This window comes from Streptomyces sp. NPDC002886, from assembly GCF_042888445.1.
Classification (GTDB): domain Bacteria; phylum Actinomycetota; class Actinomycetes; order Streptomycetales; family Streptomycetaceae; genus Streptomyces.
The window spans coordinates 19189-35508 of record NZ_JBIAPV010000021.1; the positions used below are offsets into that span (position 1 = coordinate 19189).

The 16320-nt window shown below is 71.9% G+C and carries 18 protein-coding genes; 7 read left to right on the forward strand and 11 right to left on the reverse strand.

Translation table 11 applies throughout. The annotated features are described in order from the left end of the window. The first annotated feature begins 18 nt into the window (after positions 1–18). On the forward strand, positions 19–513 hold the full coding sequence (locus tag ACFYYB_RS41825) for a peptidylprolyl isomerase (RefSeq protein WP_389443926.1): 495 nt from the start codon (positions 19–21) through the stop codon (positions 511–513). 176 nt (positions 514–689) lie between these two features. Here ACFYYB_RS41825 and ACFYYB_RS41830 read toward each other — a convergent pair whose 3' ends face one another. Both ACFYYB_RS41830 and ACFYYB_RS41835 read right to left on the reverse strand, forming a co-directional pair. After that, entirely contained in the window at positions 690–1244 is a 555-nt protein-coding gene (locus tag ACFYYB_RS41830) for a hypothetical protein (RefSeq protein ID WP_389443928.1), read from the reverse strand. A 90-nt stretch (positions 1245–1334) separates the two neighbouring features. After that, a complete protein-coding gene (locus tag ACFYYB_RS41835) occupies positions 1335–1679 on the reverse strand; it encodes a putative quinol monooxygenase (RefSeq protein ID WP_389443930.1) in 345 nt (114 codons plus the stop codon). Between the two features lie 119 nt (positions 1680–1798). Here ACFYYB_RS41835 and ACFYYB_RS41840 point away from each other — a divergent pair, with 119 nt between their 5' ends. After that, positions 1799–2413, forward strand: coding sequence for a hypothetical protein (locus ACFYYB_RS41840; RefSeq protein ID WP_389443932.1), 615 nt, complete (start codon positions 1799–1801; stop codon positions 2411–2413). Positions 2414–2456: 43 nt separating this feature from the next. Here the strand turns inward: ACFYYB_RS41840 and ACFYYB_RS41845 are convergent, their stop codons facing one another. The 3 genes from ACFYYB_RS41845 to ACFYYB_RS41855 are packed head-to-tail and all read right to left on the reverse strand — an operon-like array spanning position 2457 to position 4891. Next, positions 2457–3260 (reverse strand): enoyl-CoA hydratase/isomerase family protein, encoded by an 804-nt coding sequence (locus ACFYYB_RS41845; protein WP_389443934.1) that lies wholly within the window; start codon positions 3258–3260, stop codon positions 2457–2459. Continuing rightward, positions 3257–3724 (reverse strand): Zn-ribbon domain-containing OB-fold protein, encoded by a 468-nt coding sequence (locus tag ACFYYB_RS41850; protein ID WP_389443936.1) that lies wholly within the window; start codon positions 3722–3724, stop codon positions 3257–3259. Before ACFYYB_RS41850 ends, ACFYYB_RS41845 begins: the two co-directional genes overlap by 4 nt. 15 nt (positions 3725–3739) lie before the next feature. Continuing rightward, complete coding sequence (locus tag ACFYYB_RS41855; RefSeq protein WP_389443938.1) at positions 3740–4891, reverse strand: lipid-transfer protein; 1152 nt, start codon at positions 4889–4891, stop codon at positions 3740–3742. A gap of 94 nt (positions 4892–4985) precedes the next feature. Here ACFYYB_RS41855 and ACFYYB_RS41860 point away from each other — a divergent pair, with 94 nt between their 5' ends. Beyond that, positions 4986–6752 (forward strand): FadD3 family acyl-CoA ligase, encoded by a 1767-nt coding sequence (locus ACFYYB_RS41860; RefSeq protein ID WP_389443940.1) that lies wholly within the window; start codon positions 4986–4988, stop codon positions 6750–6752. A 278-nt stretch (positions 6753–7030) separates the two neighbouring features. On the opposite strand, the gene ACFYYB_RS41865 is transcribed toward ACFYYB_RS41860, so the two are convergent. Then, positions 7031–7789, reverse strand: coding sequence for an MBL fold metallo-hydrolase (locus ACFYYB_RS41865; protein WP_389443942.1), 759 nt, complete (start codon positions 7787–7789; stop codon positions 7031–7033). Positions 7790–7911: 122 nt separating this feature from the next. Next, complete coding sequence (locus tag ACFYYB_RS41870) at positions 7912–8916, reverse strand: GlxA family transcriptional regulator (RefSeq protein ID WP_389443944.1); 1005 nt, start codon at positions 8914–8916, stop codon at positions 7912–7914. 186 nt (positions 8917–9102) lie between these two features. Between ACFYYB_RS41870 and ACFYYB_RS41875 the strand changes: the two genes are divergently transcribed. Beyond that, the gene (locus tag ACFYYB_RS41875) at positions 9103–9612 is read left to right on the forward strand and encodes a hypothetical protein (RefSeq protein ID WP_389443946.1); all 510 of its coding nucleotides are present in this window, start codon (positions 9103–9105) and stop codon (positions 9610–9612) included. A 1233-nt stretch (positions 9613–10845) separates the two neighbouring features. Then, entirely contained in the window at positions 10846–11274 is a 429-nt protein-coding gene (locus tag ACFYYB_RS41880; protein WP_389443948.1) for a GNAT family N-acetyltransferase, read from the forward strand. A gap of 22 nt (positions 11275–11296) precedes the next feature. Here the strand turns inward: ACFYYB_RS41880 and ACFYYB_RS41885 are convergent, their stop codons facing one another. After that, positions 11297–12202, reverse strand: a complete 906-nt coding sequence (locus ACFYYB_RS41885) for an aldo/keto reductase (protein WP_389443950.1) — start codon at positions 12200–12202, stop codon at positions 11297–11299. Between the two features lie 136 nt (positions 12203–12338). Between ACFYYB_RS41885 and ACFYYB_RS41890 the strand changes: the two genes are divergently transcribed. Beyond that, the gene (locus ACFYYB_RS41890; protein ID WP_389443952.1) at positions 12339–13265 is read left to right on the forward strand and encodes an ArsR/SmtB family transcription factor; all 927 of its coding nucleotides are present in this window, start codon (positions 12339–12341) and stop codon (positions 13263–13265) included. Positions 13266–13368: 103 nt separating this feature from the next. On the opposite strand, the gene ACFYYB_RS41895 is transcribed toward ACFYYB_RS41890, so the two are convergent. Together ACFYYB_RS41895 and ACFYYB_RS41900 are read right to left on the reverse strand one after the other, a co-directional pair. Beyond that, positions 13369–13755: a DoxX family protein gene (locus tag ACFYYB_RS41895; RefSeq protein ID WP_389443954.1), complete on the reverse strand. Its 387-nt coding sequence runs from the start codon at positions 13753–13755 to the stop codon at positions 13369–13371. A 67-nt stretch (positions 13756–13822) separates the two neighbouring features. Next, positions 13823–14299 (reverse strand): carboxymuconolactone decarboxylase family protein, encoded by a 477-nt coding sequence (locus tag ACFYYB_RS41900; protein WP_389443956.1) that lies wholly within the window; start codon positions 14297–14299, stop codon positions 13823–13825. Between the two features lie 207 nt (positions 14300–14506). Between ACFYYB_RS41900 and ACFYYB_RS41905 the strand changes: the two genes are divergently transcribed. Next, positions 14507–15418, forward strand: a complete 912-nt coding sequence (locus ACFYYB_RS41905) for an RNA polymerase sigma-70 factor (protein WP_389443958.1) — start codon at positions 14507–14509, stop codon at positions 15416–15418. Positions 15419–15427: 9 nt separating this feature from the next. Here ACFYYB_RS41905 and ACFYYB_RS41910 read toward each other — a convergent pair whose 3' ends face one another. Next, positions 15428–16156, reverse strand: a complete 729-nt coding sequence (locus ACFYYB_RS41910; protein WP_389443960.1) for a class I SAM-dependent methyltransferase — start codon at positions 16154–16156, stop codon at positions 15428–15430. Positions 16157–16320: the final 164 nt, after the last annotated feature.

Consider the following 16320-nt stretch of genomic DNA (forward strand, 5'->3'; position numbering starts at 1 on the left):
AGTGACAGGATGGACCCCATGAGCAACGTATTCTTCGACATCAACATCGACGGCAAGCCCGCCGGTCGCATCGTCTTCAACCTCTTCGACGAGGTCGTCCCGAAGACCGCCCAGAACTTCCGCGAGCTGTGCACGGGCCAGAACGGCTTCGGCTACGCCGGCTCCGGCTTCCACCGCGTCATCCCGCAGTTCATGCTGCAGGGCGGTGACTTCACCAACCACAACGGCACGGGCGGCAAGAGCATCTACGGCGAGAAGTTCGCCGACGAGAACTTCACCCTGAAGCACGACCGTCCGTACCTGCTGTCGATGGCGAACGCCGGCAAGAACACCAACGGCTCGCAGTTCTTCATCACCACCGTCGTCACCGGCTGGCTCGACGGCAAGCACGTCGTCTTCGGTGAGGTCACCGAGGGCAAGGAGATCGTCGACGCGATCGAGAAGCTCGGTTCCCCCTCGGGCTCCACGCGCAGCAAGATCGAGATCGCGGCTTCCGGCGTCGTCGAGGCCTGATCTCCACCCCGCCCGCAACGGCTGGCCGGCCCCGCCCCCTCAGGGGGACGGGGCCGCCGTCATGTCAGGAGGCCGGGGCCGCCGGGCGGGCGGCGGAGGGCCCCATGACGGCGCGCACCTCGGCACTGCTCTCGGCCAGGCCGCGCAGGACCGCTTCCATGGTGGCGGAGGACTGCTTACGAGTGGTCCTTCGGCGGAGGCGGCCAGGCCGACGGGGCCGGGGGATGGGCGGGGTCCTCGACCGGCTCCGGGGCGGGCTCCGTGTAGGGCGGCTCCGGGGCCGTCTCCCGGGTGACCCGGTCGCGGCGGCGGGGCCGGCCGCTCATCACGGCCGCCGCGAGGATGAGCAGGGCGCCCGCGCCGAAGGCGTTGGCGAGACCGTCGCCGAGTCCCTCGCCGTCGCCGCCGCCGACCGAGAGGCTCCCCGCGGCCTGCCCTTGGCGGACCATCCAGAGCACGGCGAAGCCGAGGACGACGACCCCGGAGAAGGCCATCAGCAGCCGGGAGCGCAGCACGACGGCGACCAGCGCGAGCACGGCGGCGAAGAGGAACGGCAGCAGCAGCGAGCCCAGCAGGGCGGCCTTGTCGTCGGTGATCCCGGCGGAGTCGAAGAGTTCCTCGATGCGGTAATCGCGTCCGTGACGGCCGTCGTACCAGGCGCGGAAGGGGCTCCAGACGGCGGCCGTCGCTCCGATCAGACCCATGATCGAGCCGAGTACGTTGCGGATCATGCCCGGCCCTCCGGGGGGAGTGGGTCTGGATCTCGATCCCGACGCTACGCCCGCCCCCGGAGTCCCGCACGCGGAGTCCCGCCCCGGCCGCTACGAGGGCAGCGCCGGCGGGAAGACCCGTACGACCGGCGCGCCGGCCAGCAGGGACGCCGTACGGGACAGGGCTTCGGTCAGGTGCGGGGAGGCCAGGTGGGCCTCCCAGGAGGCGGCGTCCGCCCACTCCTCCAGGACGACCCAGGTGCCCGGAGCGGTCGGGTCCTCGTACGCGCGGTAGGAGACGTTCCCGGCTTCCGCCCGGGTCGGCGCGACCAGGGACAGGGCCTGGGAGCGGACCTCCTCCTCCAGACCGGGCCGGGCCTGGAGGCGGGCGATCGCGGTGATGACGCCGGCGGCATCGGCGGTGGTGTCGGCGGTGGTGGTGGTCTCGTCGGTCATGCGGTGTCCCCCCGGAGAGCGGCCGAGCGCGTTCGCGGCTCGTGGCGGTCACCGTACCGGTGCGCTTTCCACCGCCTGATAGCGTGCCGCCGGTTGTCCAACGGGGAGGGGTTCGGGCCATGGTGGTCACGGGGCGGCGGGTCAGGCTCACGGCGGTACTGGTGGGCGTGGTGCTCGCGTTGACGGGGTTCTCGTCGACGGGCGGCAGCGGCGGCAAGAGCAAGAGCAAGAGCAGCGGGGGCGGATGCTCCAGCTCCAAGAGCAAGTCGAAGAAGAAGAGCTACAGCGGCACGGGCGGCAGCGGCAGCGGCTCCACGGCGACACCCACGGCCACGGCGACCGAGACCCGGCCGCTCGCGCACGCCGAGGTCGTCACCTGCGCCGGGCCGTCGGTGGCGAAGGCCACCGTCAAGGTCACCTCCGACGCGACGTCCGGGTACACCTTCCGCGTCCCGCTGGTCTTCGAAGGAGCCTCCGGCCGGATCGACTCCGGCTCCGTGGACCTCACGCTGAAGGCGGGCGAGAGCCGGACGGTCGACCTGCCGATGACGAGCGCGGCCCAGGCGGGCGACGTCCGGCGCTGCACCCTCGGCCCGGTCCGGACCCTCTCGACCGCGTCGCCGACCCCGACCTCCACGTCCGGGTCGGGGACCTCGGGGTCCACCACAGGAGGCAGCACCGGCGGCAAGACGCCGACCAAGCCGAAGCCCAGGTCCACGCGGAAGACGCGCTAGCGGCGCCGGGCCGGCCCCGCACTACGGGGCCGGGCCCGGTCCCTCAGCGGATCCGCGGCTCCGGTCCCGCCCCGCTCCGCCGGCCGGCGAACAGTTCCGCCTGCCGTTCGGGCGGGAGGTTCCCCAGGGCCACCAGCCCCGGAGCCTGGGCCAGTGCCTGCTGGAGGGTGGCCTGCTTCGCCGCCCACAGGGACCGTACGGTGCCCTGCACGGCCTCCGTCGGGAAGCCGGCCAGCGTCTGCGCCGCCCGCAGGGCCGCCGGGAGCAGCGCCTCGGGCTCGGCCAGCTCCGAGACCAGACCGATCTCGTACGCCCGCCGCGCGGAGAGCCGCTCCGCCGTGCCCATCAGGGACATCCGGGCGGCTTCGCCGAAGGGCATGCGCTGCGCCATGTAGATCGCCTCGTACGCGCTGACCATGCCGTAGCTGGTGTGCGGGTCGAAGTAGGTCGCGGACGCGGAGGAGATGATGAACTCCGATTCGCCCAGCAGGTAGAACGCCCCGCCGCAGGCCATGCCGTTGACGGCGGCGACCACCGGCTTCCACAGGTCGTTCGCCTTCGGCCCGATGGCGACGAGCGGGTCGTCCACCGAGTACGGCGAGGACGGCTGCGGCACCTCCACGCCCCGGTCGATCCCGGTGCAGAAGGCAGCCCGCCCGGCGCCCGTCAGCACGATCGCCCGTACGTCGTCCTCGTAGCGGAACTCCCGCCACACGGAGGCCAGTTCGGCGGCCGTCGCCAGATCGATCGCGTTGTGCTTGCGCTCCCGGTCCAGGGTGACGACCGCGACCCCGGTGGTCTTGTCCCGCTCCACCCGCAGTCCGGGTGCCCGGCCGGCGACCGTCACGACTTCTCCAGCACCCAGCGCGGCACCGCGATCCCGCCCGTCTCGGTGAACACCACCTGGACCCGCGCCCCGATGCGCAGCCGCGCCGGGTCCATCGAGTCCAGCGGGGCGTCGGCGGAGGTGACCAGGTTCCCGACGAGGCGGATCTGCGGGGCGTCGGCCAGCTCCACGAGGATCACGTTGTACGGGGCCTGCGCGGCGTACGCGGGCAGCAGCGGCGGGTGCGGCCGTACGTACGACCAGATCCGGCCCCGGCCGCTCATCCGGCGCCATTCGGAGTCGAAGGACCGGCAGTGCGGGCAGCAGGGGCGGGGCGGGAAGCGCAGTTTCCCGCAGTCGGGCGCCGCGCAGGCCTGGATGCGGAGTTCGCCCTGGGCGGCGTACTCCCAGAAGGGCGCGCCGTCCCCGTCGGGGACGGGGAGGAGCAGCTCGTCCGCGGGAGTGGTCGTGGTCTGCGTCGTCATGGATTCCTCGGCTCCTCAGGATCGCAGCAGGATGGCGGACGTGGGGACACCCTCACCGGCGGTGACCAGGCAGGTCGCGGCGTCGGGCACCTGGGCGGTGGAGATCCCGCGGAGCTGCTTGACGCCCTCGTTGATCAGGTTGAAGCCGTGCACGTAGGCCTCGCTGAGGCCGCCGCCGCCGGTGTTGATGGGGAGCCGGCCGCCCATCTCCAGGGCCCCGCCCTCGGTGAAGGCGGCCCCCTCGCCGCGCCCGCAGAAGCCGTAGCCCTCCAGGGAGAGCGGGATCAGCGGGGTGAAGGCGTCGTAGATCTGGGCGACGTCCACGTCCTGGGGGCCGAAGTCGGCCTGCTTCCACAGGTGTCGGGCGGCGGTCCAGGCGGGGCCGGACAGCGGGTCGTCGTTCCAGTAGTTGACCATGCCGTGGTGCTGGGAGGGCAGGCCCTGGGCGACGGAGTGGACGTAGACGGGCTTCTGGCGGCAGTCGCGGGCGCGCTCGGCGCTGACGATGACGCAGGCCAGCGCGCCGTCGGTCTCCAGGCAGTTGTCGAAGAGGCAGAGCGGGTCGCTGATCATGCGGGCGGTCATGTACATCTCGCGGGTCAGCGGGCGTTCGTACATCATCGCGGCCGGGTTCTCGTTGGCCCGGTTGCGGCAGGCCATCGCGACGTTGAAGAGGTGGTCGCGGGTGGCGCCGTACTCGTGCATGTAGCGGCGGGCCAGCATGCCGATCTCGTCGGCGGGCCGCAGCAGGCCGAAGGGGCGCGTCCACTGGCCGGGGGTGGGGAGCTGGACGGCCGTGTTCTTCCACGGCCGCGGCCCCGAGCCGCGCTTGCGCGAACGCCAGGCCACGCCGACGCTCGCCTGGCCGGTGGCGACGGCGGCGGCCAGGTGGCCGACGGTGGCGCAGGAACCGCCGCCGCCGTAGCCGATCTTGGAGAAGAAGGTGACGTCGCCGGCGCCGATGGCCTTGGCGACCTCCACCTCGTCGGTCTCCTCCATCGTGTAGGAGGAGAAGGCGTCGACCTCGGACGGGTCTATGCCCGCGTCGTCGAGCGCCGCGAGAATGGCCCGGCAGGCCAGTTCCTTTTCGGACTGCGGCAGTTGTTTGGCAAAGGCGGTCTGCCCGATGCCGACTATCGCCGTAGCGTCCTTGAGCGTTGCCGCCATCGCCACCTCCGGGGTGCACCAGTACTGACAGCCGCGAAGGCTACAGCTAATCTGACGGATAGTCAGCTACTGGTGTTGCAGGGAAGGGCGGACGATGACCGAGGACGAGGACGAGCGCGGGCGCGGGATCGTGAACACGGCGACCGCTACGGACACGGCGACCGCTACGGACACGGCGACCGCGACGGACACGGCGACCGCGACGGACGTCACGGAGGAAGCGACGGCCACGCCCGAGGAAGCGACGGCCACGCCGGAGGACGGCCGGGCCGATCTCGCCTGGACCAGCATCGGCGGACTCGTCCGGCACGCCGCCGCGCGCTACGTCGGCCGCGAGGCCGTCGTCGACGGGCGGGTCCGGATCGACTACGCGCAGCTCGGCGAGCGCGTCGAGCGGGCAGCCGCCGCCTGCATGGCCGCCGGCGTGGAACCGGGGGACCGGGTCGCCGTCTGGGCGCCCAACACCCTCGAATGGATCGTCTCCGCCCTCGGCGCCGTCTCCGCCGGAGCCGTCCTCGTCCCCCTCAACACCCGTTTCAAGGGCTCCGAAGCCGCCTACGTCCTCCAGCGCAGCCGCGCCCGGCTCCTCTTCGTCACCGGCACCTTCCTCGGTACCTCCTACGTCGCCTCCCTGCGCCGCGCCGCCGCCGAGGGCGAGGGTTCCGGGCCGCTGCCCGGCCTGCCCCACCTGGAACAGGTCGTCGTCCTGTCCGAGGACGCCCCGGATTCCTTCCGCACCTGGAAGGAGTTCCTGACCGGCGGCGACTCCGTATCCGCCGAATCCGTGCGCGCCCGTACGGACGCGATCCCCGCCACCGCCCCCTCGGACATCATCTTCACCTCCGGCACCACGGGCAGCCCCAAGGGCGCCGTCATCTCCCACGCCCAGTCCCTGCGCTGCTACGAGGTGTGGAGCGAGCTCGCCGGTCTGCGCGAGGGGGACCGCTACCTGATCGTGAACCCCTTCTTCCACACCTTCGGCTACAAGGCCGGGGTCATCGCCTGCCTGATGCGCGGGGCCACGATGGTCCCCCAGCCCGTCTTCAACGTGGACACCGTCCTCGCCAACATCGCGGCCGAGCGGATCTCCGTACTCCCCGGCCCGCCCACGCTCCACCAGTCCCTCCTGGACCACCCCCAGCGCGACCACCACGACCTCTCCGCCCTGCGCCTGGTCGTCACCGGAGCGGCCGTCGTCCCGCTCCAGCTCGTGGAACGGCTGCGCGGCGAGCTGCACATCGGCACCGTCCTCACCGCGTACGGGCTCTCCGAGGCGAGCGGCATCGTCACCATGTGCCGTCGCGGCGACCCGGCGGAGATCATCGCGTCGACCTCGGGCCGGGCCATCCCCGGGACGGAGGTCAGGATCGTGGACGCGGACGGCGGGTCCCAGCCCACGGGCCGGGCCGGGGAGGTGTGGGTGCGCGGCCACAATGTCATGCGCGGCTACTTCGAGGACCCGGCCGAGACCGCCGAGGCCATCACCCCCGAGGGCTGGCTCCGTACCGGGGACGTCGGCGTCCTCGACGCCGCCGGGAACCTGCGCATCACCGACCGGATCAAGGACATGTTCATCGTCGGCGGCTTCAACGCCTATCCCGCCGAGATCGAGCAACTCCTGGGCCTGCACCCGGACATCGCTGACGTCGCGGTGGTCGGCGTCCCCGATCCGCGCCTGGGCGAGGTCGGCAAGGCGTACGCGGTCCGCCGCCCGGGAGCGGTCCTCACGGCCGACGACCTGATCGCGTGGTCACGCCGGGAGATGGCCAACTACAAGGTCCCGCGCGAGGTGGAGTTCGTATCCGAACTCCCGCGCAACGCGAGCGGCAAGGTCCTCAAACGCGAACTCCGCACCCGCTGACGCCGCGAAGAGCTGCGCGACCGCGAGTTCCACGGTCACCCCGTGGCTCGCCCGCCGGGAGGCGGAGAGGGGCGCGATCGCGCGCCGCACCTGACGGAGAGCGTCGGCCGGTGGTGGGAGGAGTTGGCGTACGAAGACGCGCCGTCGCCGTTCCGGTGGTGGTGGGGCACGGAGGCGGAGAGCCGGGCCGCCTGCACGAGGTCAGAACATGGCTGGCCGCCCGGACCCGTGCATGACCTCGCGGGGGCGCCGGTCGGCTACGCGGGCACGCTGACGGGTCAGTCGCCCTCCCCGGAGCGCGTGGCGATGCGGCGGCCCGCCGCTTCGCGCTTCGAGAGGCGGGCGTGCTCGCGGTCGGCCCAGCGGCGCACCCGGTCGGGGTCCAGTGGGGCGCCGTGGCCGACGTGGAGCCGGCTGGGGGCGAGGTCGAGCATCTCGCGCAGGCTGACGAGGTTGCGCCACGGGTCGTCGTGGAAAGGCGGGTTGGCCGGCTTGCCCGGGATGAGGCCCATGAAGGAGTTGGCGACCAGGTCGCCGGCGACGAGGTCCCCGTCGTCGGTGAGCACGGAGACCGACCCGGCGGTGTGTCCGGGGGTGGGCATGATGCGGCCCGCGATCCCGAAGTCCTCCAGGGAGGTCTCGCCGCGGATCAGGACCTGGGGTTCGACGGGCTCGGCCCGGACGTGCAGCTCCTTGTTCCGGTCCATGATCCGGCCCATCGGGCCGGTGGGCAGGTACGGCTCGCGCACCCGGCCGCTGCGGTACGGGCCGAGGTCGGCGATGTGCCCGGCGACGGGAGCACCGGTGAGACGGTGCAGTTCGGCGGCGGACCCGAAGTGGTCGATGTGCCCGTGCGTGAGGACGATCAGCGAGACGTCGCGGGGGTCCACTCCGTGCTCGGTGATCCGGTCGTGGATCTTCCGCCCGCTGCCGGGTGTCCCGGCGTCGACGATCACGGGCCTGCGCCCCAGGATCAGGTAGGCGTTGATCGCGGTACGGCCCATGACGGGGATGGGGATGACCTTCGTACGGGACACGGTGTCCTCCGTGAGGCGAGGTGAGGCGAGGCGACGCGACTGGGGCGCTGCGGGCATGCGGGCATGCCGGGGATCCGCCGGGGTGTCGGCGGATGGGTCGGGCGGGTGGAGGAGAAGAGGGACTAACGGAACCGGCGCCGGTACTCCGCGGGTGTGGTCCCCAGCCGGCGCTGGAAGGAGCGGTGCAAGGTCTCCACCGAGCCGAGCCCGCTGGCCGCCGCGACCTCGGGGAGGCCGTCGTCGCCCTCCTCCAGCAGCCGCCGGGCGGCTTCCAGGCGGGCGGATTCGACGTAGGCGGCCGGCGTGCTGTCCGTACGCAGCCGGAACAGCCGGGAGAAGTGCCGCACGCTCAGGTGCAGTCGAGCGGCCAGGGCCTCCGCGGCGAGGTCCTCGGTGAGGTGGTCGGCGATCCACACGCGCAGGTCGTCGATCCGGTCGCCGGACGTGGCCGGAGCGGAGAGCGGAACACTGAACTGGCTCTGCCCGCCAGAGCGTTTGACGTACATGACCATCATCCGCGCGGTGGCCAGGGCAAGGGCCTGGCCGTGGTCCTCGGCGACCATCGCCAGCGCCATGTCCAGCCCCGAGGTGACACCGGCGCAGGTCCACACGCTCCCGGACCGGATGAAGATCGGGTCGGGATCCACCGCGACCGCGGGATGGTCGGCGGCCAGCCGTGCGGCGGTGAGCCAGTGCGTGGTCGCGGAGCGTCCGTCCAGCAGGCCCGCGGCGGCCAGCAGGTGCGCTCCCGCGCAGATCGACCCGGTCCTGCCCGCCGGAGGCGCCGCGGCACGCAGCCAGTCGGTGACCACGCCGTCGATCACCGGTTCCACCCGGTCGCCCACCAGGTCGACCGCACCGGCCACGAGCAGGGTGTCGACCCGGCCGTGCACCTCGTCCAGGGCCAGGTCCGCCAGCAGCCGGACCCCACTGGAGGTGGCCACCGCCCCGCCGTCGGCGGTGGCGATCTGAACGAGATAGCCGGAGCTGTCACTGCTTCCACTGCTGTTGCCGCTGTTACTGGCGGCGACCCGTGTGGCGACGGAGAACACCTCGGCCGGGCCGGTGACGTCGAGCAGTTCGGTACCGGGGAAGGCCACGATGACGACTCTGTGCGGTACGGGCATGCGCTGATCCTTGCGCCCCGCCGTGATGGCCGCAATGACGAGGTTCTGTCAGATTCGGACACGGCTGGTCCGATCGGTCGGATCTGACGGTGGGTCGCGCCGGGACACTCCGGGCGGCCGTGGAGCCGGGGCTAGGAATGGGTCGCCCCCCATCCATGAGCCTCGAGCCCGACCTCAGGAGCCCCCATGCGCCCCATCAGAACAGCCACTCTCGGCACGGCCACCGCACTGGTCGCCCTCCTCGCCTGCGCCCCCTTCGGCTCCGCCCACGAGAACGACAAGGGCAACGGCAACGGCAACGACAAGGGCCAGGTCATCACCCTCACCGGCCGGCTAGCGGAGCAGTCGCGCTTCCCCGTCAACCCCGGCGGCGCCGCGGCCCAGGGCGACCGGACCGTCTTCCGCTCGCTCCTCTTCGGCAAGGACGGCAGCCAGGTCGGCGAGACCGGCGGAACCTGCACGACCACCCGGGTCGACAACGGCGGAGCCGAGGCCTGCGTCGTCACCTACAGCCTCCCGGGCGGCCAGATCGCCGCCCAGGGCATGGTCTTCGGCCACCTCGTCCCGGGCCCTCCGCCCGCGTTCGACAACGCGATCACCGGCGGCACCGGAAAGTACGACCGGGCCCGTGGCTCGATCCACGCCGAGACGATCGCTCCGGGCGAGCGGCGCTTCACGATCGACCTCGAGCGCTGACGCTCCCTGAGCACCGCATCCCCTGCACTTGGCCCCGGGCGTCGGACTGCGGAAGGCGCGCTCGCAGTCCGGGCAGATCACGAAGGGGTCCGGCGGTACGAAGGCAGGCGCGCGGGGCACCGGTACCAGCGACGGTGGCAACTGGGCCGTGAGCCGGTGGGCGATCAGCCCGGCCGGGTTGCGCAGCCCCACCGGCAGCTTCGCCGCGAGGGAGGCCACCATGGCCTGCACCCCCGCCCCGCGCTCCAGCCAGGCCTCGACCCCGCCCGCGAGGTACCGTACGTCCCGCTCCCCGAGCAACAGCCGCGGATCGACCCGCCGCAACTCCGCGAGCACCTCACACGCGAGCCGCCGCCGCCCGGGGTCGTCCGGCACCCGTGGCGCGGGCAAGCGCCCGGCGGGCGCGGATGGCCCCACCTCCACCTCCACCTCCACCTCCACGTCCGCCGGCGCGGCGGGCTCCGGCACGGCCTCGACCGGCGGCGCAGGCGCCTCCGTGTCCATCGGCGCCGGGGGAGGGGGTACGGGCAAGGGTTCCTCGGCCGCGGTGCCGGCGGGGCCGTGCCCACGACGCGCCGCCACGACAACGGCGGCCCGGGGGTGGTTGTAGGACACCGTACGGGTGACGATCCGCCCACCCGGCAGGCTCTCCAGGGACCGGTCGAGGTACCCGAACGCCATCAGCTCCCGGAGCCCGTTGGAGATGGAGGTCTCCCCGAGCGGCAACCGCCTGACCAGGTCCTTGATGCCGATGGGAGTCCCGCTCGGCAGCGACTGGATGTAGATCCCCAGGATCCGTGCGACCGCCGACATCTCGGGATGCTGAATGAGGTCGTTGCTCACGACGGTGAACCGCGCGGTGAGCCGGACGTTGGCGTGCCGAACGCCGTATGCCGCGCGCGAGGGCGCGGTAAAGTGCACTGAAGCCATGGGGAAGGGCTACTTCCTCGTTGGTCAGGCCCTCGATCGGGATTCGCTGTCCCGGCGGGGGCCGTCTCATTCTCTGAGTTGTCGGGGCGAGCATATGCCAGACAACCACCGCGAAATCCAACCCAGTTGGCCGATTCACCCGTGTGAGTGAGCGGCCTCCCGGCGGGAGGCTGGAGGGGTCTGGGAGGGGTTCTTTCCCCAGTACTCAGACCAAAAGAAGCATCGCGCCCCACCGGGTCCCGGCCGGCCGGGACCCGGTAGGTTCGGTCTCCAGAACCCAAGTTCGAGACAGGCGGGACCCTCGTGATCATCGCGGAAGAGGCCGAGTTCGACCCCCGGGAGATCTTCGAGCTCTACGACTCGGTCGACTGGCAGGGCTACACCCGCGACCCCGAAAAGCTGTACCGGGGCCTGGCCAACTCGCACCTGGTCATCACCGCCAGGGACGAGTCCGGCGCACTCCTGGGACTGGCCCGCACGCTCTCCGACGACGAGGCCATCTGCTACGTACAGGACCTGCTGGTCAACCCCAAGTACCACCGTCAGGGCATAGGCCGGAACCTCATGGAGCACTTGAAGCAGCGGTACGCACACTGCCGCTTCTTCCTCCTCTCGACCGACCACGAGTCAACCCCGGAAGGCCCCCGCAACCACGCCTTCTACCGCTCCCTCGGCTTCCTCTCCTACGAGGAAAAGAAAATGTCGGCCTTCGGCCTCCCACGGGACCGTTGAGCCCCCGTGCATTGCTGGGCGGTCATGCTGTCGCGTGGTGGGAGTCCAGAGTCGTGAGTTCGGCCTCGGACAGGCGCAGGCTGCCGGCGGCCACGTTCTGCGCGAGGTGGTCGGGGTCGCCCGTGCCGGGGATGGCCAGGACGTGGGGGCCCTGGTGCAGGGTCCACGCGAGCCGGATCTGGGCTGTGCTCACCTGGTGGGCGCGGGCTATGGCGTGCAGTTCCTGACCGTCGTCAGTGGTCGCACCGCCCTCGCGTCCGGTTCCGGCGATCGAGTAGAACGGCACGAACGCGATGTGCTGATCACCGCAGATGCGGAGGAGCTCCCCCTGGTCGGGGGATGCGCCGATGCCGTACATGTTCTGGACGCAGACCACCGGTGCGATGGATTGGGCCTCGGCGAGATGGTGGGGGCGGATGTTGGACAGGCCCAGGTGACGGATGAGCCCGGCCTCGCGCAGGTCGGCGAGCGCGCCGAAGCGTTCGGCGACGGAATCGGTGCCCACGATGCGCAGGTTCACCACGTCGAGGTGGTCGCGGCCCAACTGGCGCAGGTTCTCCTCGACTTGGCCGCGCAGTTGCTTCGGGGTCGCGTGCGGCAGCCAGTTGCCGGCCGGATCACGGCCCGGTCCGACCTTGGTGGCGATGACGAGGTCGTCCGGGTAGGGGGCCAGTGCGCGGTTGATCAGTTCGTTGGCGGAGCGCAGCGGTGAGAAGTAGAACGCGGCGGTGTCGATGTGGTTCACACCGAACTCGACCGCACGGCGCAGCACGCCGACCGCCTGGTCACGGTCGCGCGGGGCGGAATCGGCCGCGAACGCCGGGCCGTGCTGCGGCAAGCGCATCGCGCCGAACCCGACCCGGTTGACCGTCAGGTCGCCGAGCTCGAAGGTGCCCGATGCCGCCGCTGTGATCGTCTGTGAGGTCATGGCGAGATGATCCGTGCACGGTAGGCTGGCCCGCCATTGATTCACATATGGGTGAATCCATTGAGGGGCGGTCATCCTGGCGGCGCTGGCGTTCTCGGCGAGGGACCTGGCGCGGGTCCGGTTCGCCGTCTCGCCCATGTGGGAGATCGCGCCGAGCTTCCGACTGCTGAGGTCGCACACCACGCATTCCGTCCACCGGTCCTGGGTCGAGCAGGTACGGCCACGACTGGTGGCCGCCGGGCTGGACCGGGGCTGGCTCCGCGAGCTGATCCCGCCCACCGGCTACGTTCCCGACTTCCTCAATCCCGCTCCCACCGGGCCGGCCCCTGCGCCGATGGACGAGTGGGACGCGATCCGGGCCTCGCCCGCCGACCGGGTACGCCAGGACCTCGATCACCTGGCCCGCCACCAGGGAGCCCTCGGTCCCCGACTACGGAGCCTGCATGCCGACCCGCGGACCCGCTTGGCCGACATGACGGAAGAGATCGAGGCGTACTGGGAGCTGGCCCTCGCTCCCTACTGGGCACGGATCCGGGCCGTACTGGACGCGGACATCTTCTACCGGACCCGCATGGTCGCCGAGCAGGGCGCGGGCCGTCTCCTCAACGACCTGCACACGTCGGTGACCTGGGACGACCACGCGCTCCGGATGGCCGGCCGAAAGCAGCCGCTGACCCGTGCGGCATCGGGCACGGGACTGCTGCTGATCCCCTCGGCCTTCACCGGGCCGGCCCTGCGCACCCGAACGACGCTGCCGGATCCGCCCCAACTCGTCTATCCGGCACGGGGCATCGGCACCCTGTGGGCTGCGCGACCCGCCACCCGGGCCGGAGCCCTCGCCGCCGTACTCGGCCGCTCCCGCGCACTCCTGCTGACCGACTTGGACAGCCCGGCCTCCACGACGCAGCTGGCCCACCGCACCGGTCTCTCGCCCGCCGCGGTATCCCGCTATCTGACCGCACTACACAACGCGGGCCTGCTCAGCGCCCACCGCGCCGGCCGCTCCGTGCTCTACGCCCGCACCGCGGCGGCCGAGACCCTCCTCCAAGCCGCCTCCACCTGAGACGTGGTGCCTGGGGGGATGCGGTGGGAATCCGGTCCGACCGGGGTCCGACCGGGGCCGGCATCCGCCATCCCGATGCGGACGATGCCCGGGGCTCGTGCGGTCAGCCCGTGAAGGGTTCCAGGGCGAAGCGGCCCCAGGTGACGAAGGTGGCCAGGAGGACGTAGGCCAGGTCCACCGCCATGTACGTCGGCTCGTGGCGGCGGTAGCGGGTGAGGGTGGCGCCCAGCATGAGCAGGACCAGGCCGAGGGCGGCCAAGGGGACCAGGACCGGTGCGGTATTCAAGGCGGCCGGGAGGATCAGGGCCGTGGCGGCCAGCATCTCCACGGCTCCGATGGCCTTCACCGAGCCGGGGATGAAGTCCTCGACCCACTTCGCGCTGGCGCCGCTCGCGGCGATCTTCTCCTTCGGCGTGAACACCTTGAAGGCGCCGCCCAGGAGGTACGCGACGGCGAGCAGGACGGTGACGATCCAGAGTGCGATGTTCATGGGAGTACTCGGTCCTTGTGGGAGGGGCGGAGCCCGGTGCCGGGGCCGGAGCCGTGGTGCGCGGGGGTCAGTGCTGGAGGGTGCCGGGCTGGTAGTCGCCGGCCGGGGTCTGGACCATGACGTTGCCGCGGTTGAAGGCGTTGATGAGCGCGATCTGGGTCACCAGGGCGGCGAGCTGCTCGTCGTCGAAGTGCTTGGCGGCGTTCGCCCAGACCTCGTCGCTGACCCCGCCGGCCGCGTCCGCGATGCGGGTGGCCTCCTCGGTCAGGAGCAGGGCCGCGCGCTCGGCTTCGGTGTACACCGTCGCCTCGCGCCAGGCCGCGACCAGGTGGAGGCGTACCGCGGTCTCGCCCGCGGCCGCCGCGTCCTTGGTGTGCATGTCGATGCATCCTGCGCAGCCGTTGATCTGGCTGGCGCGGAGCATCACCAGTTCGCGGGTCGAGGCCGGCAGGTTCGACTCCCCGAGCGCCTTGGACGCGGCGATGATGTGCTTCCACGCCTTGACGGCGACCGGGTCGGCGAAGAGGTTCAGGCGAGCGGTCATGGTGGATTCCTTTGCTGTGGAGGGGCGTTCGGCGTGTGTGCTTCGTTGTGCTCCCTCTAAGACACGGCACCCCCGCGCCCTGTGACAGCAGGGTGGTGTGACCCGGGTCACGGGCTCTTTTCATGATCGATTGGTCGAGTCCCTCGGATAACCTGCCCGACGGCGCGCAGCGAATCGGGGGAGGGTTTCGTGCAGGGATCAGTGGACGTGACAGACGTGGCGGACGCGGCGAGGTATCGGCCGTTGCTGTTCTCCATCGCCTACGGGATGACCGGGTCGGTGGGTGACGCGGAGGACATCGTCCAGGACGCGTTCCTCGGGCTCACCAAGGCGCGGCAGGCCGGGACCGGGATCGCCGCGCCGAAGGCGTACCTGACCACGTCGGTGACGCGGCTGGGGATCAACCACCTGAGCTCGGCCCGCGTGCGGCGGGAGACGTACGTGGGGGAGTGGCTGCCCGAGCCCGTCGTCGTGTCCGACGAACGGCCGGGCCCGGCCGAGCACGCCGAGCTGGCCGACTCCCTGTCGATGGCGTTCCTCGTCCTGCTGGAGGCCCTGTCCCCGGTGGAGCGCGCGGTGTTCATGCTGCGCGAGGTGTTCGGGTACGCGTACCCGGAGGTGGCCCGGGCCACCGGCAAGTCCGAGGCGAACTGCCGCCAGATCTTCGCCCGCGCGAGGAAGCACATCGCCGCCGCGGGCACGAAGACCCCGGCCCGGCGGGCGGAGGGCGAGGAGCTCGCCCGTACGTTCTTCGAGGCCGCGGCGGGCGGTGAGTTGGACGCCCTGCTCGACATGCTCGCGCCCGACGTGGTCTACCACGGGGACGGCGGCGGCAAGGCCCGCGCCGTCGCGCGGTCGGTGACCGATCCGCACCGCGTCGGACAGCTGCTCATCGGCGGACTCCGCCGGCTCCGCTCGCTCGGTGCCTCGCTGCGGCCGGCCCTGATCAACGGCCGGCCGGGCGCCCTGATCGTCGACGCCGAGGGGCGGGTCGCCAGCGTGGTCGAGCTGGACATCGCCGATGGCGTGGTCCGGGCGCTCCACACCGTGTCCAACCCCGACAAGCTCGGCCACCTGGGCCCGGTCTCCGACATCGGCCGCCTGCCGGAGAGGGAGTAGCGGTACGGCTCAGGCCGGTCGGCGGGCCAGGACCAGTCGCCAGCTCGGCGTGCCGTCCGGGCGGCGGGCGAAGTGGTCCAGGGGGAGCGTCTCCACCGTGAACCCGGCGGCGCGCAGGTCCGTACGGACCCCGCCCAGCGGGAAGGTGCGGTAGTACATGACGAACGGCGGGCGCCAGACGGCGTTGCGCAGGCGCATCGCCGCGTCGAAGCCGGACAGGGCCCACCACGCCGGGCGGCTCGGCGGGATCGGGGCGCCGATCGGGAAGGCGAACACACCGCCGGGGCGCAGCGCCGCGTGGACCCCGGAGAAGACCGCGGGGCGCTCCGCCGGGAGGAAGTGGCCGAAGGCGCCGAAGCTGACGGCCAGGTCGTACGAGTCCCCGAGCGCGGCGGGCAGGGAGCGCGCGTCGGCGCGCAGGAGGTCCACCCGCTCCTCGGGGTGGGCGAGTCCGGCCTCGGCGAGCATGCCCGAGCTCAGGTCCACCCCGGTCACCCGGCCCCGGCACAGCCGCCGCAGCATGCCGAGGCCCGCGCCCGTGCCGCAGCACACGTCGAGTCCGGCGTCGAAGGGGCCTTCGTGGCGGGCGAGCGTCTCCTCGACCGCGTCGAGCATCCGGTCGGGGGTGCGGAAGGGGGTCCGGTCGAACTTCGGGGCCAGGAGGTCGTAGCCCCGCTCGACGGAGGACAGGGCCTGTACGGCCAGTTCGCGGAGGGTCGGGCCCTGGGAGGTGAACACACGGTCAGCCTAGTCAGCGACGGCGCGGCCGCCCGGCATTTCGGGCCCTTCGGCCCCGGGCAAAACGGGCATCCCGTGACGTAGGGTGAATCGAAGCGTTTTGCCAACCCTTGGGGATTCCGTGGCCAATGCCATACGAAGTGAGGTGCCGGGCCGGAGCATGG